Source organism: Streptomyces sp. NPDC079167 (assembly GCF_040686735.1).
GTDB lineage: Bacteria > Actinomycetota > Actinomycetes > Streptomycetales > Streptomycetaceae > Streptomyces.
Genome location: NZ_JBFBLO010000020.1, coordinates 80396 through 97138, shown reverse-complemented (window position 1 = coordinate 97138; position 16743 = coordinate 80396). Strand labels below are relative to the sequence as shown.

Genomic DNA, 16743 nt, shown 5'->3' with positions numbered 1-16743 from the left:
CACCACCGAATGGCTGCCGCTGGTGATGGTCGACGGGCACGACATGCCCTCCGGCCTCGGGTCGTTCAGGTACGCCGCGACCGGCCACGTCGCCCTGACGGCCATGGCCCCCGCATCCCCTACCGGCAGGCGGCAGTATGGCCGCATGACGACACGACCGACGATCACCCTCGTACGCGGGGACATCACCGAGCAGCACGCCGACGTCCTGGTCAACGCCGCCAACTCCTCACTGCTCGGCGGCGGTGGGGTGGACGGTGCGATCCACCGGCGCGGCGGGCCCGAGATCCTCGCCGCCTGCCGCGCCCTGCGGGCCTCGCACTACGGCAAGGGACTGCCGACCGGGCAAGCGGTGGCGACGACGGCCGGCCGGTTGCACGCGAAGCACGTCGTCCACACGGTGGGCCCGGTCTGGTCGAGCAGTGAGGACCGCTCCGAGCTGCTGGCCTCCTGCTACCGGGAGTCCCTGCGGGTGGCCTCGGAGCTGGGAGCCCGGACGGTTGCCTTTCCGGCGGTCTCGACGGGCATCTACGGTTGGCCGCTCGACGACGGGGCCCGGATCGCCGTGCGAACGGTCCGTGAGGCAGCCCTCCCTCCGATCACCGAGGTCCGGTTCGTACTGTTCGACGACGAGGCGTACGGCGGCTTCGGCCAGGCGCTGACGGAGTAGGCTCGCTGGCTGTCGCGACCCGGTGGACAGAGATCACCGCGGGCTTCGAGACGGTCCGCCACTCGTCGGCCGCCTGGGGACCGAACGAACTGCGGCTCCTCATCGGCGCCCACGCCGCAGGCGTGGCGCGGACCGACATCGACGGTGCCGACTTGTTCGCGCTGGTGGCGGCGCTGGCCTGGCTCGGCGATCGGCCCTCGCCCGCGCCGCGAGCGCGGACCGCCCCCCGGGGGCGTCGCGAGCGCGATGCTGACGGGCGAGGGGAGCGGCGACGCCGGGGTGCAGCGCGGGGCGCTGACGGGTCGGCGACCGATGGTGTCCGGGGTCAGTGCTCCTGCGGAGAAGCCGGCGTGTACCGCGTCTCCTCCGGGACGTGGGTCGTGTCCCGGCGGGCCAGCAGCCAGTACAGAGCCGCTGGGACCACCAGGCCCACGATCCAGGAGATGTCCGCGCCGCCCAGCGGATCCACCAGCGGTCCCGTGTAGAAGTGCGTGACGAGGAAGGGGAGCTGGGCGAGGATCCCCACCACGTAGACCGCGAGGGCGTCCCAGCGCCAGGCGCCGTAGCGGCCCTCGGGGTCGGACAGCGCCGGTATGTCGTACCGCTCCCGTGAGATCAGGTAGTAGTCGACCAGGTTGATCGCCGACCACGGCGTGAAGAACGTCAGCAGGAACAGCAGGAAGTCCTTGAAGGACGTCAGGAAGCTGTCCTTGCCCAGAAGAGCCACCACCGTCCCCGCCACCATGATCAGCGCGATGTACGCGGTCCTGCCGCGCTGCGACAGCGTCTTCCGGCCGCGGAACCCGCTGATGCTGGTCACCATCGACATGAAGCCGCCGTAGGTGTTCAGCACGTTGATGGTCAATTTGCCGAGCGCGATCACGAAGTACAGGAACGACGCGATCAGCCCCGTGCCGCCCAGGCCGACCACGTAGCCGACCTGGTTCGCGAGGAACGCCTCGCCCGCGCTCGCCGCCACGAGCACACCGAACGTCATCGACCACTGCGAGCCGACGGCCGACCCCGAGAGGGTCCACCAGAACGTGGCCCGCCCCGATGTCGTACGCGGCAGATAGCGCGAGTAGTCCGCGACGTACGGGCCGAAGGCGAGTTGCCAGGACGCCGCGAGCGACATGGCGAGCAGGAACATCGGCAGGTCGAAGTGCGCGTCACCGAGCAGCGCCGACAGGTCCACCCGGTCCAGGAGGCGGATGCCCAGGTAGACGAACGCGAGCGCGCAGACCACGCTGGCCACCCGCCCCAGGACATGGATCACGCGGTATCCGACCGCCGCCGTCGCGGCGGTGACGAGGGCGAAGGCGATGATGCCGGTGGTCTCGTCGGTGTGCGTGAGCTCGGCGGTCGCCTGCCCGGCGAGGACACTGCCGCTCGCGAAGAAGCCGACGTACATGAGGATGACCAGCAGGAGCGGGACGACCGCGCCGCGCACCCCGAACTGGGCGCGGGACTGGATCATCTGGGGCAGGCCGAGCTTCGGGCCCTGTGCGGAGTGCAGGGCCATGACGGCGCCGCCGAGGAGGTTTCCGAGCAGCAGGCCGACGACCGACCACACCACGTCGCCGCCGAGGACGACGGCGAGTGCGCCCGTGACGACCGCGGTGATCTGGAGGTTGGCGCCGAGCCAGAGGGTGAACTGACTGAACGCGGTCCCGTGCCGTTCGTCGTCCGGGACGACATCGATGGAGCGCCGCTCCACCAGGTCTTCAGCTGCCATGACTCGTGTGCCTGCCCTCTCGGTGGTCTGTCCGTGTCCTGCCGCTCGGTCCCGCAGCGGCTACTTCTTCTTGATCCCGTGCGCTGCCGCCCAGTCGGCAGCGACGTCCTCGGGGTCCTTCTTGTCCTTGTCCACCAGGCGGTTGAGCTCGGTGAGGTCCTCGGTCGTCAGCGCGCTGCCGAGCCGGGCGAGCGCCTTGCGGACCGTCGAATCGGCCTTGCGGTCGGCGATGAGAGGGACGACGTGCTGGCCGGGGACGAGATTCTTCGGGTCGGTGAGGACGACCCAGCGCTCGGCGGCGATGTCGGTGTCGGTGGTGAAGAGGTTCGCGACGTCGACGTCGCCCTTCCTCAGGGCACCCTTGACCAGCGGCCCGGAGGAGTCGAGGGACTTGAACTCCTTGAACTCCACGCCGTACACGTCCTTGAGGCCCACAGCGCCCACCGTGCGCTTCTTGACCTCGGGCGCCGCACCGATGACGAGCTCGCCGTTGTGCTCGGCGAGGTCGGCGAGGGACTTGAGGCCGTACTTCTCGGCGGTCTCCCGGGTGACGACGAAGGCGTCGGAGTCCTCGGCCTTGCCGTAGGGGAGGATCTGAAGGCCGTGCGGCAGGGCCATGGCGAGGGCGTTCTGCATCTCGCCCTCCTCCGTGGCCTTCGCCTCGGCGTCGAGGTAGTGCAGCAGGGCGCCCTGGTACTCGGGCAGGAGGTCGATGTCGCCGCCCTTGAGGGCGGGTATGAGGATCTCGCGGGTACCGAGGTTGGGGCGGACCGTGGTCTTCACACCGGCCGCTTCGAGCGCCGCCGCGTAGAGGTGGCCCAGGACCTGGTTCTCGGTGAAGTTGGCGGTGCCGATGGTGACACCGCCCTCGCTGGAGCCTCCGCCTCCACCGCCGGACCCCTCCCCTTCGAGGGAGGTGATGCCGCCGGCGCAGGAGGCGAGCGCGGGGACGGAAGCGGCGGCGAAGAGCCCGCCGAGGAGAGTTCTGCGGTTCATCGTGCGTGCTCCTGGGCAGACTTGGCGGGGCGATGACGGAAAAGGGCGCGCTGGAACGCGGAGAGCGTGAGGTCCAGTACGACGGCGACGACCGCCACGAGCACGGCACCCCCGAGCACCTGCACGAGGTCCCGCTGCGCGAGCCCGTCGAAGACGTACCGGCCGAGCCCGCCGAAGGAGACGTACGCGGCGATGGTGGCCGTCGCGACGACCTGGATCAGCGCGAGCCGGAGCCCGGTCATGATCAGCGGGAGCGCGAGCGGCAGTTCGACCTGGAGGAGTACCTGGTGCCGGCGCATGCCCTGCCCGCGCGCAGCGTCCCGCACCTCGGGGTCGACGGCGGTCATGCCCGCGTACGTGTTGGTGACGATGGAGGGCACGGCGAGCGCCACCAGCGCGATGTAGACGGGCCACATCGACAGGCCGCTGGCGAGGAAGACCAGCACGACGAGGCCGACGGTGGGCAACGCCCGGCCGAAGCTGGAGAGGTTGATGGCGACGAACGCGCCACGGCCGGTATGACCGATGAGCAGGCCGATGGGCAGGGCGATGGCGGCGGCGACCAGGGTGGCGAGCAGCGAGTACTGGAGGTGCTCGGCGAGGCGGTGGCCGATGCCGTCCGCCCCGGCCCACTGTTCGTCGCTGACCAGCCAGGCGCCGAGGTTCTTGAAGAGTTCGTACACGGGTCAGGCCCTCTGCTTCTGCCGGCGGGTCCAGGGGGTCAGGACGTACTGAAGGGCGACGAGCAGCGCGTCCGCGACGAGCGCGAGGAGCAGGGTCAGGACGACGCCGACGATCACCGGGGTGGGGAAGTTGCGCTGGAATCCGTCCGTGAAGAGCTGACCGAGTCCGCCGTCGCCGATGTACGTGGCCACGGAGACGAGGGAGATGGCCATCACCGTCGCGATCCGGACGCCCGCCATGATCACCGGGAGAGCGAGGGGCAGTTCGACGGTCAGCAGGGTGCGCAGCGGCCGGGAACCCATGGCCTTCGCGGCTTCCTTCGTCCTGGCGGGGACGGAGTCCAGGCCTTCGACCGTGTTCCGCAGGAGCACGACCAGCGTGTAGATCGTCAGGCCGATCACGGTGGTGGTGCGGGTGAGGCCGCTGACCGGCAGGAGGAGCACGAAGACGGCGATGGACGGGATGGTGAACAGGACGTTCGACAGGCCGAGGAGGAGGCCGCGCAGCCTGCGTACCCGGTGCGCGAGGACAGCCAGGGGGAGCGAGACGACCAGGCCGAGGAGTACGGCGGTGAGGGCGGCCTGGAGGTGGGAGAGGGCCAGGGTGGTGAGGTCACCGGTGTGGTCGGCTGTCCACGACCAGTCGAAGGTCATGCGACCACCGCGCTTGCCTCGCTGTGCACGTGCCCCGCGTGGTCGTGGATGTCCTCGCGGGACGTCACCCCGGTGAGAACGCCCTCCGCGTCGACCCGGGCGACCAGGCCGCTCGGAGCGGCGATCGACTCGTTCAGAGCGGAGAGGAGCGAGTCCGTGTCCCGCAGGGGCCGGACCGGGGTCTCCTTACGTGTCTCGCCGTCGCGCCAGGCCAGCGGTTTACGGGCGGAGTCGAGTGTCAGCTGCCAGCGGGTGCCCACGGGCGCGGGCCCCTGGGGCACCTGCGCGAGCGTCGACAGGGACAGCAGCTTCAGGCCTCGTTCCGCGCCCAGGAAGTCCGCGACGAAAGCGTCCGAGGGCCGGGCCAGGAGCTCGGCGGGGCTCGCGCACTGCACGAGGTGGCCGCCGGTCCGGAAGACGGCTATGCGGTCGCCGAGCCGCACGGCCTCGTCGATGTCGTGCGTGACGAAGACGATGGTCTTGTTCAACTCTCTCTGAAGTCTGAGGAGTTCGTCCTGAAGCTGGGTACGGACCACGGGGTCGACGGCGCCGAACGGCTCATCCATCAGGAGCACCGGAGGGTCCGCGGCGAGCGCGCGCGCCACGCCGACCCGCTGCTGCTGGCCGCCGGAGAGCTGGTGCGGGTAGCGCTTCCCCGCGTCGGCGGAGAGGCCGACCGTCTCCAGGAGCTCCGCCGCCCGCGTCCGCGCCTTCCTGCGGCCCCAGCCGAGCAGCAGCGGCACGGTCGCGATGTTGTCCAGCACGGTGCGGTGGGGGAAGAGCCCGGACTGCTGGATGACGTAGCCGATCGAACGGCGCAGTTCGGCGGCGTCCTGCTCCAGGACGTCCTTGCCGTTGACCCTGATGGTCCCGGAGGTCGGATCGACCATCCGGTTGATCATGCGGAGGGTCGTCGTCTTGCCGCAACCGGAAGATCCGACGAGGACGGTCACACCCCCTTCCGGCATCTCAAGGGTGAGGTCGTGCACCGCGGTTGTGCCGTTCGGGAAGCGCTTGTGGGCCTTGTCGAATTGGATCATGAGGAGTCCCTTGCCCGGCTGCATATCATCATGCAGAGTTCTCGGTGACTGAATAGGTTGTCAATAGCTGGTCGCCGCTCAGGCGTAAATCCCTGGTTACGAGGGGCCGTAAGGCAAGACGAAGCGCCTGATCGAGGAGGAATTGCGAGTGATGTCGTCTCGTATGGTGAACGCGACGGTCGACGACAGCGGCGCGATCGTCGTCCTCGACGGCCGCGGACTGATGGTCGCAGATGTCGTACGCCTGGCCGAATCGGCGGCGAAGCCCGTGCCCGCGGCGGACGGGATGAAGCGCGTCGAGGCATCCTGGGTCGCCGCACGGGAGATCGCTTCGTGGGGTCGCGTCTACGGTCGGTCCACCGGCGTGGGTGCTAACCGGAATGAGTCCGTGCCGACGGACGCAGCCGCCGACCACGGCCTGCGGCTGCTGCGCAGCCATGCCGGGGCGATCGGTGCGGAGCTGCCGGCGCGGCAGGTCCGCGCCATGCTGGCGGTCCGCGCCAACCAACTGCTGGCGGGAGGCGCGGGCCTGCGCCCCACCGTCGTCACGGCCCTCTGCGAGGCGCTGGAGACGGGCGCCTACCCGCAGGTCAACGAATTCGGCTCGGTCGGCACCGGCGACATCGCCGCGCTCGCGCAGATGGGCCTCGCGCTGGCGGGCGAACACCCCTGGCAGGGGCCGGGGGCGGCCCCCGGCCCGCAGCCCCTCGACAACAACGACGCCCTCGCCCTGATCAGCAGCAACGCCCTCACCCTCGGCCAGTCGGCACTCGCGGTGCACGAACTGCGTGGCCTGATCGCGGCCACACAGGTCGTGGCGGCGCTGTCCCTGATGGCGACCGACGGCTCGTACGAGGCGTACGCGCTGCCCGTGCACGAGGCACGGCGGCACGCCGGTTCGTACGCCGTCGCGGAACGCATGCGGCTGCTGCTCGGCGCACCCGACCGCCCCACGCCACCGCTCGGCAGGATCCAGGACCCGTACGGCTTCCGTTGCGTGCCGCAGATCCACGGGCCCGCGCACGACGCGGCGGACGCGCTCGAAGACGTCCTCGCGGTCGAGATCAACGCGGCGGCCGAGAATCCGCTGATCTCGGCGGACGACATGGCGGCCTACCACCACGGCGGCTTCTACCTCGCTCAACTCGCCCTGTCCCTGGACCACTTCAGGCTGGCCGTGTCGCAGGTGGCGCGCCTGTCGACCTCACGCCTCTCGACGCTCAACGAACCGGGTTTCACCCGTCTGCGGCCGTTCCTCGCGGACGGCGAGCCGGCGTCGTCCGGCGTGATGATCCTCGAGTACGCGGCCGGGGCGGCGCTCGGCGACCTGCGGGCCTTCTCCGCCCCCGCGTCACTGGGTCACGCGGTGCTCTCGCGGGGCGTCGAGGAGCAGGCCAGCTTCGCCTCGCTCGCGGCACGCCAGACGCTGCGGGCGTGCGAGGCGTACCGGCTCGTCGTGGGCTGTGAACTCGTGGCAGCCGTACGGGCGTTGCGGCAGCGCGACATGCGGATCGACCCGGGACTGCCCGTCGGGCGCGCCTTCGAGCTGGCCGACTCGGTGCTCGAGACGGAGCTGGCCGACCGGCCGCTGACGGACGATGTGACCCGGGCGGCCGGGCTGCTCGACCGGTTCACAGAGCTGTGGCTGGGCCTCGGGGGCGAAGCGGTCGGGGGGGAGGCATGAGCCCGGGACGGCTGCGCACTCCACGGTCCGGCTGACGACTACGGAGCGAGCACGATCCTGCCGAAGACCACCGTAGCCGGGACGACGATCCCCGCCCGGCCTCGACGAAGACGGTCCTCCAGTCCCTCCTCAGCGTGCCGCCAGCCAGTCCGCGTACCGGGTGGGGGCGAGCGTGGCGTCGTCCTTGGCTGTGAGGACGTCTCCGTGAACCGCGGCGAACATGCCGGCGGTGTCGTCCGTGGTGACCGTCCGGCTGTCCGGACCGGCCGCGAGAGTGATCCTCCCGAGCTCGTCGAGAGGGAAGACCTCGGGGCCCGCGATGTTGTGGATTCCCAGGAGGGGAGCGCCGACGGCGACCTCGGCGACCGAGTCGGCGACTTCCTGGGCGGCGATCGGCTGGATCGGGGTGGTGGGCAGCCGGACGGTGTCACTGTCGGCCGTCCAGCTCATGACGGAGCCGATGAACTCCATGAACTGCGTGGCGCGGACGATCGAGTACGGGATCGGTCCTGCCGCGAGGATTTCCTCCTGGAGGGTCTTCGCGCGGTAGTAGTCCAGTTCGGGTACCTGGTCGACACCGACGATGGACAGTACGACGAAGTGGCGCACCGCGGCCTTCTGCCCGGCGTCCAGCAGGTGGCCCATCGACTGCCGGAAGAAGTCCGGTGCCGCCTCGTCGAAGGTCGGGGAGTTGGTCAGGTCGACGACGACGTCGGCGCCCGTCAACGCCTTCTCCAGGCCTTCGCCGGTGACGACGTCCACGCCCGTGGACTTCGCGTGGGGCACCGCCTCGTGCCCACCGGCCTTCAGCTTCGTGACCACTTTCGATCCGATCAGCCCCGTGCCACCGATCACCGCGATCCTCATGACGGGCCCCTTCTGCCGGAGGACGTACTCGCACCTGCTGCGATGCACCGATCCACTGAAACACGCCCGCTCCCGGACCGCATGCGCTCGCTCTCCGGTGCTCAGCCGACCGACGTGTCCTGATCCGTAGCCGCCCGCCCCGGCAGATCCCGGTGCGTTCCGAACGCTCGGCAGAGCGTCGACAACCACCGCGCGAATGCCGTCCGGCGCGAAGCGCTCGATGTCGTGTGAGTACGGCCGGTGCGACCGGGAAGGCGGAGGTGCATGCGTGCGCTGCCGGCCGTCGTGTGGTCGGCAGCCCACAGGTCACCGAGTAAAGAAGGAGCTGTTCCTCCATGTCCTCCTCCCTCGTGGAAACCGTCGACATCAAGGCGCCGGTCAGCGTTACCTGGGCTCTGTGGAGCGATGTGACGCAGTGGCCGAAGTTCCTCAGCCACGTGCGACGGGTGGATCCGATGGACGAGCGCCGGTTCTCCTGGCAGCTGTCCCTGCCGGGCGCCGACAAGAGCTTCGTCGCGGAGCTCACCGAGGTCGTCCCGCAGGATCGGATCGCCTGGAAGACGATCGAGGGGGTGCACCACGCGGGTGTGGTCACCTTCCACCGGCTCGACGACACCTCCAGCCGGGTCGCCCTGCAGATCGAGTACGACCCCAACGGGTTCGTCGAGCACTTGGGCGCACTGACGAATCTCGACTCGGCACTGGCCAACTACGACTTGGGCGAGTTCCAGAAGCTGGCCGAGTCCACAGCCGCGGGCGACGGTCCTCGGGGGCTGTGACCACGGCCCTCGTGAGGTCACCGCAGACGGGAGCCGCCCGTGCGCACATCCATGGTGCGCACGGGCGGCTCCCGTCCGTGGCCGTCGCGGCCCGACCGGCGGTCAGCGTCGCGGCAGAGCAGAGGACCCCGGCCTGCCGGCCACCACCTGTTCACCGTCGGTGCCGGTGCCGGTGTCCGTGTCCGGTTCGTGCGGCGCCTCGTCGTCCGGGCCGGGCGCTGCCGCCGGCGCGCGGGCCGCAGCCGCCTGGCGTGCGGTACGCAGCGGTGACTGGGTCCACTCGGCGAACCACCAGACGCCGGCCACCACACACGCCCACACGAGGCCGCCCAGTGCGGCACCCGGCCACGGCACCCGCTCCGCCCAACGCTCCACTCCGGTCAGCACCGACCAGCCGATGAGCAGCACGGTCAGAACTCGTACACGCCTATGTCTGAACATCCACGCCCGGTACCCGGCCGACGGGCGGATACGCAGGGTGACCCCGAAAGATTCCCGCCGGTCAGCCGGCGTCCTCCGTCTCTCCCCGTGGAACGGGGGTTGTAGGCAGCGGCCGGAGCAGGTGGGATGATTGCATGAAGAAAGCGCTTTCATCGCTCTCCGCCGAACCCCTGGCGTCCTTCGACCACCTGGATCACCGCTACCGCGGCGAGAACCCGGTCCGCACCCTCGGCCATCTCTTCCGCCCCGACCGCGGCAAGCTGGTCCTCGCGGGCGCCATATTCGTCGTGAAGCACAGCCCCATCTGGCTGCTGCCACTGATCACCGCGACCGTCCTCGACGTGGTCGTCCAGCACGGTCCCGAATCGGGAATCTGGAAGTCCACCGGCGTCCTGCTGTTCATCCTCGTGATCAACTACCCGCTCCACCAGTGGTACGTGCGCCTGCTCGGAGGCAGCATCCGCCGTATGGGCACGACCCTGCGCTCCGCGCTCTGCCGCCGTATGCAGCAGCTCTCCGTCGGCTATCACGCACGGGTCAGTTCGAGCGTCCTCCAGGCCAAGGTCGTCCGCGACGTCGAAGCCGTGGAACAGATGGTCCAGCAGAGCTCCGACATGGGCCTCGGCGCCGTCGTCACACTGATCGGCGGACTTGTCGTCATCGGCGTACGGGTACCCGAGTTCCTGCCCCTCTTCCTCGTCGTGGTCCCCGCGGCCGGCTTCCTCGTGATGAAACTGCGCAGCAGGCTGCGCAGCCACAACGAGTCCTTCCGCCGTGAGGTCGAACACCTCTCCTCCCGCGTCGGGGAGATGACCACGCTGATCCCCATCACCCGTGCCCACGGACTGGAGCGGACCGCGCTCGGCCGGGTCGACGGGTCGCTGCGCCAGGTGTTCGCGGCCGGGCTGCGCCTGGACATGATCAACGGCCGTTTCGGATCGCTGGCCTGGGTCATCCTCAACACGCTCGGTGTCCTGTGCCTTTCGGGCTCGGCCCTGGTCGCCTACCACGGCTGGATGCCCGTCACCGCCGGCGACGTGGTGATGCTCAGCGCCTTCTTCACCGTGCTGACCGGCTCCGTGACGACCCTGCTGGGCCTGGCTCCGGTCCTCACCAAGGGCCTGGAGTCGGTGCGTTCGGCAGGCGAGGTGCTGCAGGCACCCGACCTGGAGAACAACGCCGGCAAGGCGCGGGTCGAGAGCGTCGTGGGCCGCATCGACTTCGAGGACGCCGGGTTCGCGTACGAGGACGGGGAACCGGCGGTCGACGGGTTCACCCTTTCCGCACGGCCGGGTGAGACCATCGCGCTCGTCGGGGCCTCGGGCGCGGGCAAGTCCACGGTGCTCAACCTGCTCATCGGGTTCATCAGGCCCACCTCGGGCCGCATCCTGCTGGACGGGACCGACATGGCGGGACTCGATCTCCGGACCTACCGGCGGTTCCTCTCGGTCGTGCCCCAGGAGTCGATCCTCTTCGAAGGCAGCATCCGCGACAACGTCACGTACGGAATGGGGGACACGGACGAGGAGATGCTGATGCGCGCCCTCCGGGACGCCAACGCGCTGGAGTTCGTGAACGGTCTGCCGCGCGGTCTGGACACGGTCATCGGGGAGCGTGGCGCGCAGCTGTCGGGCGGCCAGAAGCAGCGGCTCGCCATCGCCCGGGCGCTGATCCGCGACCCGAGGGTGCTGGTGCTCGACGAGGCGACCTCGGCGCTCGACAACCGTTCCGAAGCGCTCGTGCAGGAAGCGCTCGCCAGGCTCGTGCACGGCAGGACCGTGTTCGTCGTCGCCCACCGGCTTTCCACCATCCAGGGCGCCGACCGCATCGTGGCCATGGAGGGCGGCAGGATCGCCGAGGTGGGGACGCACGAGGAGCTGCTGAGCACGGACGGTGTGTACGCGGGTCTCCAGCCCGCCCGCCCGAGGTGAGGGGCCGCCGCGTGACCTCGCACCGGGTATGCGGATTGATAGGCAAGTCGATACTTGCCTATGGTGGTGGTCATGGCGGAGGATGTCTTCAAGGCCCTGGCCGACCCCACCCGTCGGCGCATTCTCGACGAGCTGACGGAACGCGACGGCCAGACCCTGTTCGAGATCTGCGCGCGGCTGGTGACCAAGCACGGTCTCGGGCTGTCCCGGCAGGCGGTCAGCCAGCATCTGGCCGTGCTGGAATCCGCGGGACTGGTCCTCGTGCGCCGCCAGGGCCGCTACAAGTTCCACGACCTGAACACCGAGCCCCTCGAGCACATCGTGACCCGGTGGCTCAGGCCCGACACGCCGGAGAGCACCGCATGAAGATCCATCTGACCAGCGTCTTCGTCGATGACCAGGAGAAGGCCCTGCGCTTCTACACGGAGGCGCTGGGCTTCGTGAAGAAGGCCGACGTCCCCCTCGGGGCGGACCGGTGGCTGACCGTCGTCTCGCCGGAGGATCCCGACGGCACAGAACTGCTGCTGGAGCCCGACGGCCACCCCGCGGCGAAGCCGTACAAGGACGCGCTGGTCAAGGACGGGATCCCGGCCGCCTCCTTCGCCGTGGACGACGTGCGCGCGGAATTCGACCGGCTGCGCGGGCTCGGTGTGAGCTTCACCCAGGACCCGCTGGAGATGGGCCCGGTCACCACGGCGGTGCTGGACGACACCTGCGGCAACCTGATCCAGATCGTGCACAGCGCGCAGTAGTCCGGCGGCGGGCGGGGGCGGATCATCGGCCCGGGCTCGCCGTCGGCGCGTAGGAGGAGCGGTGCTCCCCGGAACGTCCGGGGAGCACCGCTCCTCGCGCGTACGGGACCGGCGTGGCGACCCTGCGCGAATTCGCACACGAGGCCGACGCGCGGCCACTCGTACGAAGTCGGTGGTGGAGGGATTCGACTGCCCGTGCGAGGCCTCATACCAGAGCGGGACGCCTGGCGGGCAACTTCGACAACTGCACGTCGAGCACGGGCGATTGACGACTACCGTGTGTGTCCGGTGATCAACGGTGGGCTCATATCGGTCGAGCCTGCCCCGACCGTTGACCCGGGCCTGACCGACCACCGTAGGTGTCACCACATGAATGCCGATTCCTGGTGCCCCACGTACCGAGGACGATGATGTCTCAACTTCGCGCACCCAACGCGCGACCGGAACGCCGCGAAGGTGGACGGCACGGCCGTCCGGGTGGCCGTTCGCACTCGGCCGCGAGCCGGCCGCGCGCCGCCCAGCCCGTTCCCGACAGCCGCCTGCGGCCACAGCTGCTGCGTACCGCCCTCCTGCCGACCGTGGCCGCCGTGCTCAGCGGAGCGGCGGCCGTCATCTTCGCCATCCGGGCCTCCGGGGTGCGCCCCTCCGGCAGCCTCCTCGCGGCACTCGGGGGATCCGGAGCACTCGCTGTGGCGGCCGTGGCCGCGGCCTTCCTCGGCTCCGGCCGTGTCGCCACCGGCGTGCTCGACCGCGCTCTGGCCCTGCGGCGCACCGGCGCCGAGCACCAGGCCGAGCTCCGGCGCGTCATGGAACAGCTGCGCGACGGTGAGTCCCTGCCCGCCCGCCGGCCGACCCCGGCCGCGGCCGACGACGCGGACGTCTTCGATCTCCTCGCCCAGGAGATGGGCCGCTCGCAGGACGAGGCGGTGGCGGCCGTCGTCGAGGCCTCCCAGCTGTTCCGCGGCAACGGCAACGGCAACGGCAACGAACAGAAGGTCGAGGTCTTCGTCAACCTCGCCCGGCGGCTGCAGTCCCTCGTGCACCGGGAGATCCAGATCCTCGACGAGCTGGAGCACGAGGTCGAGGACCCCGACCTGCTCAAGGGCCTCTTCCACGTGGACCATCTCGCCACCCGCATCCGCAGGCACGCCGAGAACCTCGCCGTGCTCGGCGGCGCCGTCTCGCGGCGGCAGTGGAGCAATCCCGTGACCATGACCGAAGTGCTGCGCTCGGCGATCGCCGAGGTCGAGCAGTACCCACGGGTGAAGCTGGTCCCGCCGATCGACGGCACCCTGCGCGGACACGCGGTGGCCGACGTGATCCACCTCCTCGCCGAACTCGTCGAGAACGCGACGGTGTTCTCCGCCCCGCACACCCAGGTCCTGCTGCGCGCCCAGCGCGTCACCGCCGGGCTGGCCCTGGAGGTGGAGGACCGGGGACTCGGCATGCCCGGCCCCGAGCAGAAGCGGATGAACACCCTGCTCGCCGACCCCGACCAGGTCAACGTCGCGCATCTGCTGCAGGACGGGCGGATCGGACTGTTCGTCGTCGCCTCCCTGGCCCGGAGGCACGGCATCGCCGTACGGCTGCAGAGCAACATCTACGGGGGCACGCAGGCGGTACTCGTGCTGCCGGAGATCCTCCTGGGCATCGACATCGATGCCGCGACACCGACCGGGGCCACAGGGGCCGGGACGGCGGCCCCGCCGTCCGGAGCCCGCGACTCATCGCCCGTCCCACCGCAGGCGGCGGCCCAGCCTCCGCCGCGGCTGGACCGGGCCCCGGGGGAGGGGCCGCCGCTGCCGCTGCGAGCCGAGCGGGTCGACCGGCCGAACCTCGCGGCGTCCCCGCCGGGCGGCCGGTCCGTCGAGGCCGCCGTGCCCGCGCCGTCGGGAGAGCCGGCTCCCGCCGCCGGCCCCGCCCCCGCGGCCGTGTCCGCCGTCCCGTCCGCCGCTCCCGTCCCGTCCGCCGCTCCCGTCCCGTCCGGCCCGTCCCCCGCGGCCGTGTCCGCCGTCCCGTCCGCCGCTCCCGCCCAGTCCGCCGCTCCCGCCCCGTCCGCCGGGTCGGTCGCGTTCGTCCGGGCCGCCGCGGACACCGGTACCCCCGCCGAGGCGCCCCCGGCTCCCTCGGCCGCCCAGGACCGCCCCCAGCTCCCGAGGCGCAGCAACCAGGAGCACATGGTTCCGCAGCTCAGGGAGGCCCCGGTGCCGCGCTCCGAGGCCGGGAACGTCCTGCACGACCCCGGACTGATGGCCGCCTTCCGGCGCGGGGTCGACCTGGCGGAGGCCCAGACCGCCGAGGAACCGCAACCGTCGGACGCGTACGGCGCACAGGGCGTCGAGCCCGCCGCCCCCGGCCCCGCCCTGACCGTCGGGGCCCAGCGCTCCCACGGCCTCGCCCCGCTGCCCTTCCGCTCCCCGGCGACCACCGCGACAGCCGGTACCGACCGGATGGACCCCGGGCACCGCGGACCGCGGACGCCCGAACCGGACCCCCGAACCGAGAACATGTTCAAGGAGTAGATGCACCATGACGAGCGAAATGCCGTCCGGTCAGGTCTCGGACCTCGACTGGCTGTTGAGCGGCCTGGTCCAACGCGTGCCCTACACGCGCAGCGCCGTCCTCCTCTCGGCGGACGGCCTGGTGAAATCGGTACACGGCATGGACGCCGACAGCGCCGATCACATGGCCGCCCTGGCCGCGGGCCTGTACTCACTCGGCCGGAGCGCCGGTGCCAGATTCGGTGACAACGGTGACGTGCGACAGGTCGTGGTCGAGCTCGACTCGACGCTCCTGTTCGTCTCCACCGCCGGCTCCGGCACCTGTCTCGCCGTCCTCGCCGGCCGCGAGGCGGACGCCGCCGTACTGGGGTACGAGATGGCCATGCTGGTCAAGAGCGTGCGCCCCTACCTGATGACGCCGCTCCGGCAGCCGGCCGGAGCGCCGTTCACCCCGGGGCTGTGAGGATGCCGGCCCCGCAGGACGGGCCGTTGCTCGACGACGCGGCAGGCCGGCTCATCCGACCGTACACCGTGAGCAACGGCCGGACCAGGCCGACCACCGTGCTCGATCTGCTCTCCCTGGTGATGGCCACGGGGAGTGTGCCCCAGGCCCACCTCGGTCCTGAGCACACCGTGGCCCTGGAGCTCTGCGACGGGCCCACGTCCGTGGCGGAGATCGCCGCCCACCTGCGGCTGCCCGCCGTCATCACCAAGGTCCTCCTGTCCGACCTGGTCGACTGCGGAGCGGTCACCGCGCACGCCCCCGCGTTCCATGACATGCCAACCGACCGATCCCTGCTGGAGGCAGTGCTCGATGGTCTACGACGACAGCTCTGACAGCTCCGAACACTTTCCCGTGGCCCTCAAGATCCTGGTCGCGGGCGGTTTCGGCGTCGGCAAAACGACGTTCGTGGGCGCCGTCAGCGAGATCGCACCGCTGAGTACCGAGGAGCTCCTGACGCAGGTCAGCGCGGCGACCGACAGCCTCGAAGGCATCGAATCCAAGTCGGCGACCACCGTGGCCATGGACTTCGGCCGGATCACGCTGTCCGAGCAGCACGTGCTCTACCTCTTCGGTACCCCCGGCCAGGAGCGCTTCTGGTTCATGTGGGACGAGCTGTCCAAGGGCGCCCTGGGAGCGGTCGTGCTCGCCGACACCCGCCGGCTGGCCGAGTGCTTCCCGGCCGTCGACTTCTTCGAGCGGCGCGGTATCGGATTCATCGTCGCGGTCAACGAGTTCGACGGCGCCTACCGTTACGAACCGGAAGAGGTGCGGGCGGCTCTCGATCTCGGTCCGGCGGTGCCGGTCGTCCTCTGCGACGCCAGGATCGCCAGCTCGGGAACCGGGGCGCTGGTCACGCTCGTCCAGCACCTCATCAACGCCACCGCACCGGCGCCGCTGTCGGGCTTCGGAGCCCGTCCGTGATCCCGTACGGGACGGGCCGGCCGCTGCTCACCCCCGTCGACCAGGACGGGGCGCGCAGGAGCGCACGGCTGCGGAGGCTCGGCCTCGGGGAGCGCGCCGACGCCTCGTTCGACAGCTTCGACGCCTTCGCCGACCGGGTGGCGGAGGTCACCGCGACGCCGTTCTCGATAGTCAACTTCATCGACGGGAACCGGCAGTTCTTCGCGGGGCTGCACACCCCGGTCGGAATCCGGGGCGGAGCGGACCTGGGCGCGGCCGCCGCTGCCGGAAACGGCGGCCGGTATCTGGCCCGGGACCACGGTTACTGCCCGCACGTGCTCGCGCGGCGCAAGGCCCTCGTGCTGGACGACGTCTGCGACTTCCCCCGGTTCGCGGGCAACCCGGTGGTCGACGGCATAGGCATCCGCTCCTACCTAGGCGCCCCGCTCATCGACCGGACGGGCATCGCGCTCGGCACCGTCTGCGCCGTCGACACCGTGCCGCGGGCCTGGGGCCGGGCCGGACTCGACACCATCAAGCTGCTGGCCCGGGAATTCGCCGTACAGATCGAGCGCCGGGAAGCCTCGCACCCCTGAGGCCGGAGA

The 16743-nt window shown here is 70.7% G+C and carries 18 protein-coding genes and 1 pseudogene; 12 read left to right on the top strand and 7 right to left on the bottom strand.

Translation table 11 applies throughout. The features are described from left to right. Positions 1–145: 145 nt before the first annotated feature. Both AB0P41_RS30925 and AB0P41_RS30920 read left to right on the top strand, forming a co-directional pair. Positions 146–670, top strand: coding sequence for an O-acetyl-ADP-ribose deacetylase (locus AB0P41_RS30925; RefSeq protein ID WP_365935468.1), 525 nt, complete (start codon positions 146–148; stop codon positions 668–670). Between the two features lie 92 nt (positions 671–762). After that, positions 763–885: pseudogene (locus tag AB0P41_RS30920) on the top strand (TetR family transcriptional regulator); the annotation flags it as partial. Between the two features lie 110 nt (positions 886–995). Here the strand turns inward: AB0P41_RS30920 and AB0P41_RS30915 are convergent. Genes AB0P41_RS30915 through AB0P41_RS30895 form a run of 5 tightly spaced genes read right to left on the bottom strand, consistent with a single transcriptional unit; the run spans position 996 to position 5802 of the window. Further along, entirely contained in the window at positions 996–2405 is a 1410-nt protein-coding gene (locus AB0P41_RS30915; protein WP_356716865.1) for a cytosine permease, read from the bottom strand. Between the two features lie 60 nt (positions 2406–2465). Then, on the bottom strand, positions 2466–3401 hold the full coding sequence (locus tag AB0P41_RS30910; RefSeq protein ID WP_365935425.1) for an ABC transporter substrate-binding protein: 936 nt from the start codon (positions 3399–3401) through the stop codon (positions 2466–2468). After that, positions 3398–4084: an ABC transporter permease gene (locus AB0P41_RS30905; RefSeq protein ID WP_356716869.1), complete on the bottom strand. Its 687-nt coding sequence runs from the start codon at positions 4082–4084 to the stop codon at positions 3398–3400. The genes AB0P41_RS30910 and AB0P41_RS30905 overlap by 4 nt, the downstream gene beginning before the upstream one ends. A 3-nt stretch (positions 4085–4087) precedes the next feature. Further along, positions 4088–4738 carry an ABC transporter permease gene (locus tag AB0P41_RS30900; protein WP_356716871.1) on the bottom strand — a complete coding sequence of 217 codons (651 nt, stop codon included), beginning with the start codon at positions 4736–4738 and terminating at the stop codon, positions 4088–4090. After that, the gene (locus tag AB0P41_RS30895) at positions 4735–5802 is read right to left on the bottom strand and encodes an ABC transporter ATP-binding protein (protein WP_365935422.1); all 1068 of its coding nucleotides are present in this window, start codon (positions 5800–5802) and stop codon (positions 4735–4737) included. The genes AB0P41_RS30900 and AB0P41_RS30895 overlap by 4 nt, the downstream gene beginning before the upstream one ends. A gap of 127 nt (positions 5803–5929) precedes the next feature. Here AB0P41_RS30895 and AB0P41_RS30890 point away from each other — a divergent pair, with 127 nt between their 5' ends. Then, complete coding sequence (locus AB0P41_RS30890) at positions 5930–7462, top strand: aromatic amino acid ammonia-lyase (RefSeq protein WP_365935420.1); 1533 nt, start codon at positions 5930–5932, stop codon at positions 7460–7462. Between the two features lie 129 nt (positions 7463–7591). Here the strand turns inward: AB0P41_RS30890 and AB0P41_RS30885 are convergent, their stop codons facing one another. Beyond that, positions 7592–8329 carry an NAD(P)H-binding protein gene (locus AB0P41_RS30885; protein WP_365935419.1) on the bottom strand — a complete coding sequence of 246 codons (738 nt, stop codon included), beginning with the start codon at positions 8327–8329 and terminating at the stop codon, positions 7592–7594. A gap of 335 nt (positions 8330–8664) precedes the next feature. Between AB0P41_RS30885 and AB0P41_RS30880 the strand changes: the two genes are divergently transcribed. Further along, the gene (locus AB0P41_RS30880; RefSeq protein ID WP_356716878.1) at positions 8665–9108 is read left to right on the top strand and encodes an SRPBCC family protein; all 444 of its coding nucleotides are present in this window, start codon (positions 8665–8667) and stop codon (positions 9106–9108) included. 102 nt (positions 9109–9210) lie between these two features. Here the strand turns inward: AB0P41_RS30880 and AB0P41_RS30875 are convergent, their stop codons facing one another. Further along, positions 9211–9549 carry a hypothetical protein gene (locus AB0P41_RS30875; RefSeq protein ID WP_365935416.1) on the bottom strand — a complete coding sequence of 113 codons (339 nt, stop codon included), beginning with the start codon at positions 9547–9549 and terminating at the stop codon, positions 9211–9213. 134 nt (positions 9550–9683) lie between these two features. Here AB0P41_RS30875 and AB0P41_RS30870 point away from each other — a divergent pair, with 134 nt between their 5' ends. From AB0P41_RS30870 to AB0P41_RS30835, 8 genes are all read left to right on the top strand, one after another. Beyond that, positions 9684–11480 (top strand): ABC transporter ATP-binding protein, encoded by a 1797-nt coding sequence (locus AB0P41_RS30870; protein ID WP_356716882.1) that lies wholly within the window; start codon positions 9684–9686, stop codon positions 11478–11480. Positions 11481–11552: 72 nt separating this feature from the next. Further along, positions 11553–11846 carry a metalloregulator ArsR/SmtB family transcription factor gene (locus AB0P41_RS30865; RefSeq protein WP_356716884.1) on the top strand — a complete coding sequence of 98 codons (294 nt, stop codon included), beginning with the start codon at positions 11553–11555 and terminating at the stop codon, positions 11844–11846. After that, positions 11843–12232, top strand: a complete 390-nt coding sequence (locus AB0P41_RS30860) for a VOC family protein (protein ID WP_365935414.1) — start codon at positions 11843–11845, stop codon at positions 12230–12232. Before AB0P41_RS30865 ends, AB0P41_RS30860 begins: the two co-directional genes overlap by 4 nt. 410 nt (positions 12233–12642) lie before the next feature. Next, a complete protein-coding gene (locus AB0P41_RS30855) occupies positions 12643–14754 on the top strand; it encodes an ATP-binding protein (protein ID WP_365935412.1) in 2112 nt (703 codons plus the stop codon). Positions 14755–14761: 7 nt separating this feature from the next. Further along, positions 14762–15196, top strand: a complete 435-nt coding sequence (locus AB0P41_RS30850; RefSeq protein ID WP_014152748.1) for a roadblock/LC7 domain-containing protein — start codon at positions 14762–14764, stop codon at positions 15194–15196. A 2-nt stretch (positions 15197–15198) separates the two neighbouring features. Then, positions 15199–15570 (top strand): DUF742 domain-containing protein, encoded by a 372-nt coding sequence (locus AB0P41_RS30845; protein ID WP_356715568.1) that lies wholly within the window; start codon positions 15199–15201, stop codon positions 15568–15570. Further along, positions 15548–16159, top strand: a complete 612-nt coding sequence (locus AB0P41_RS30840; protein ID WP_356715570.1) for an ATP/GTP-binding protein — start codon at positions 15548–15550, stop codon at positions 16157–16159. The genes AB0P41_RS30845 and AB0P41_RS30840 overlap by 23 nt, the downstream gene beginning before the upstream one ends. Beyond that, complete coding sequence (locus tag AB0P41_RS30835; RefSeq protein WP_365935409.1) at positions 16156–16734, top strand: GAF domain-containing protein; 579 nt, start codon at positions 16156–16158, stop codon at positions 16732–16734. The genes AB0P41_RS30840 and AB0P41_RS30835 overlap by 4 nt, the downstream gene beginning before the upstream one ends. Positions 16735–16743 lie beyond the last annotated feature (9 nt).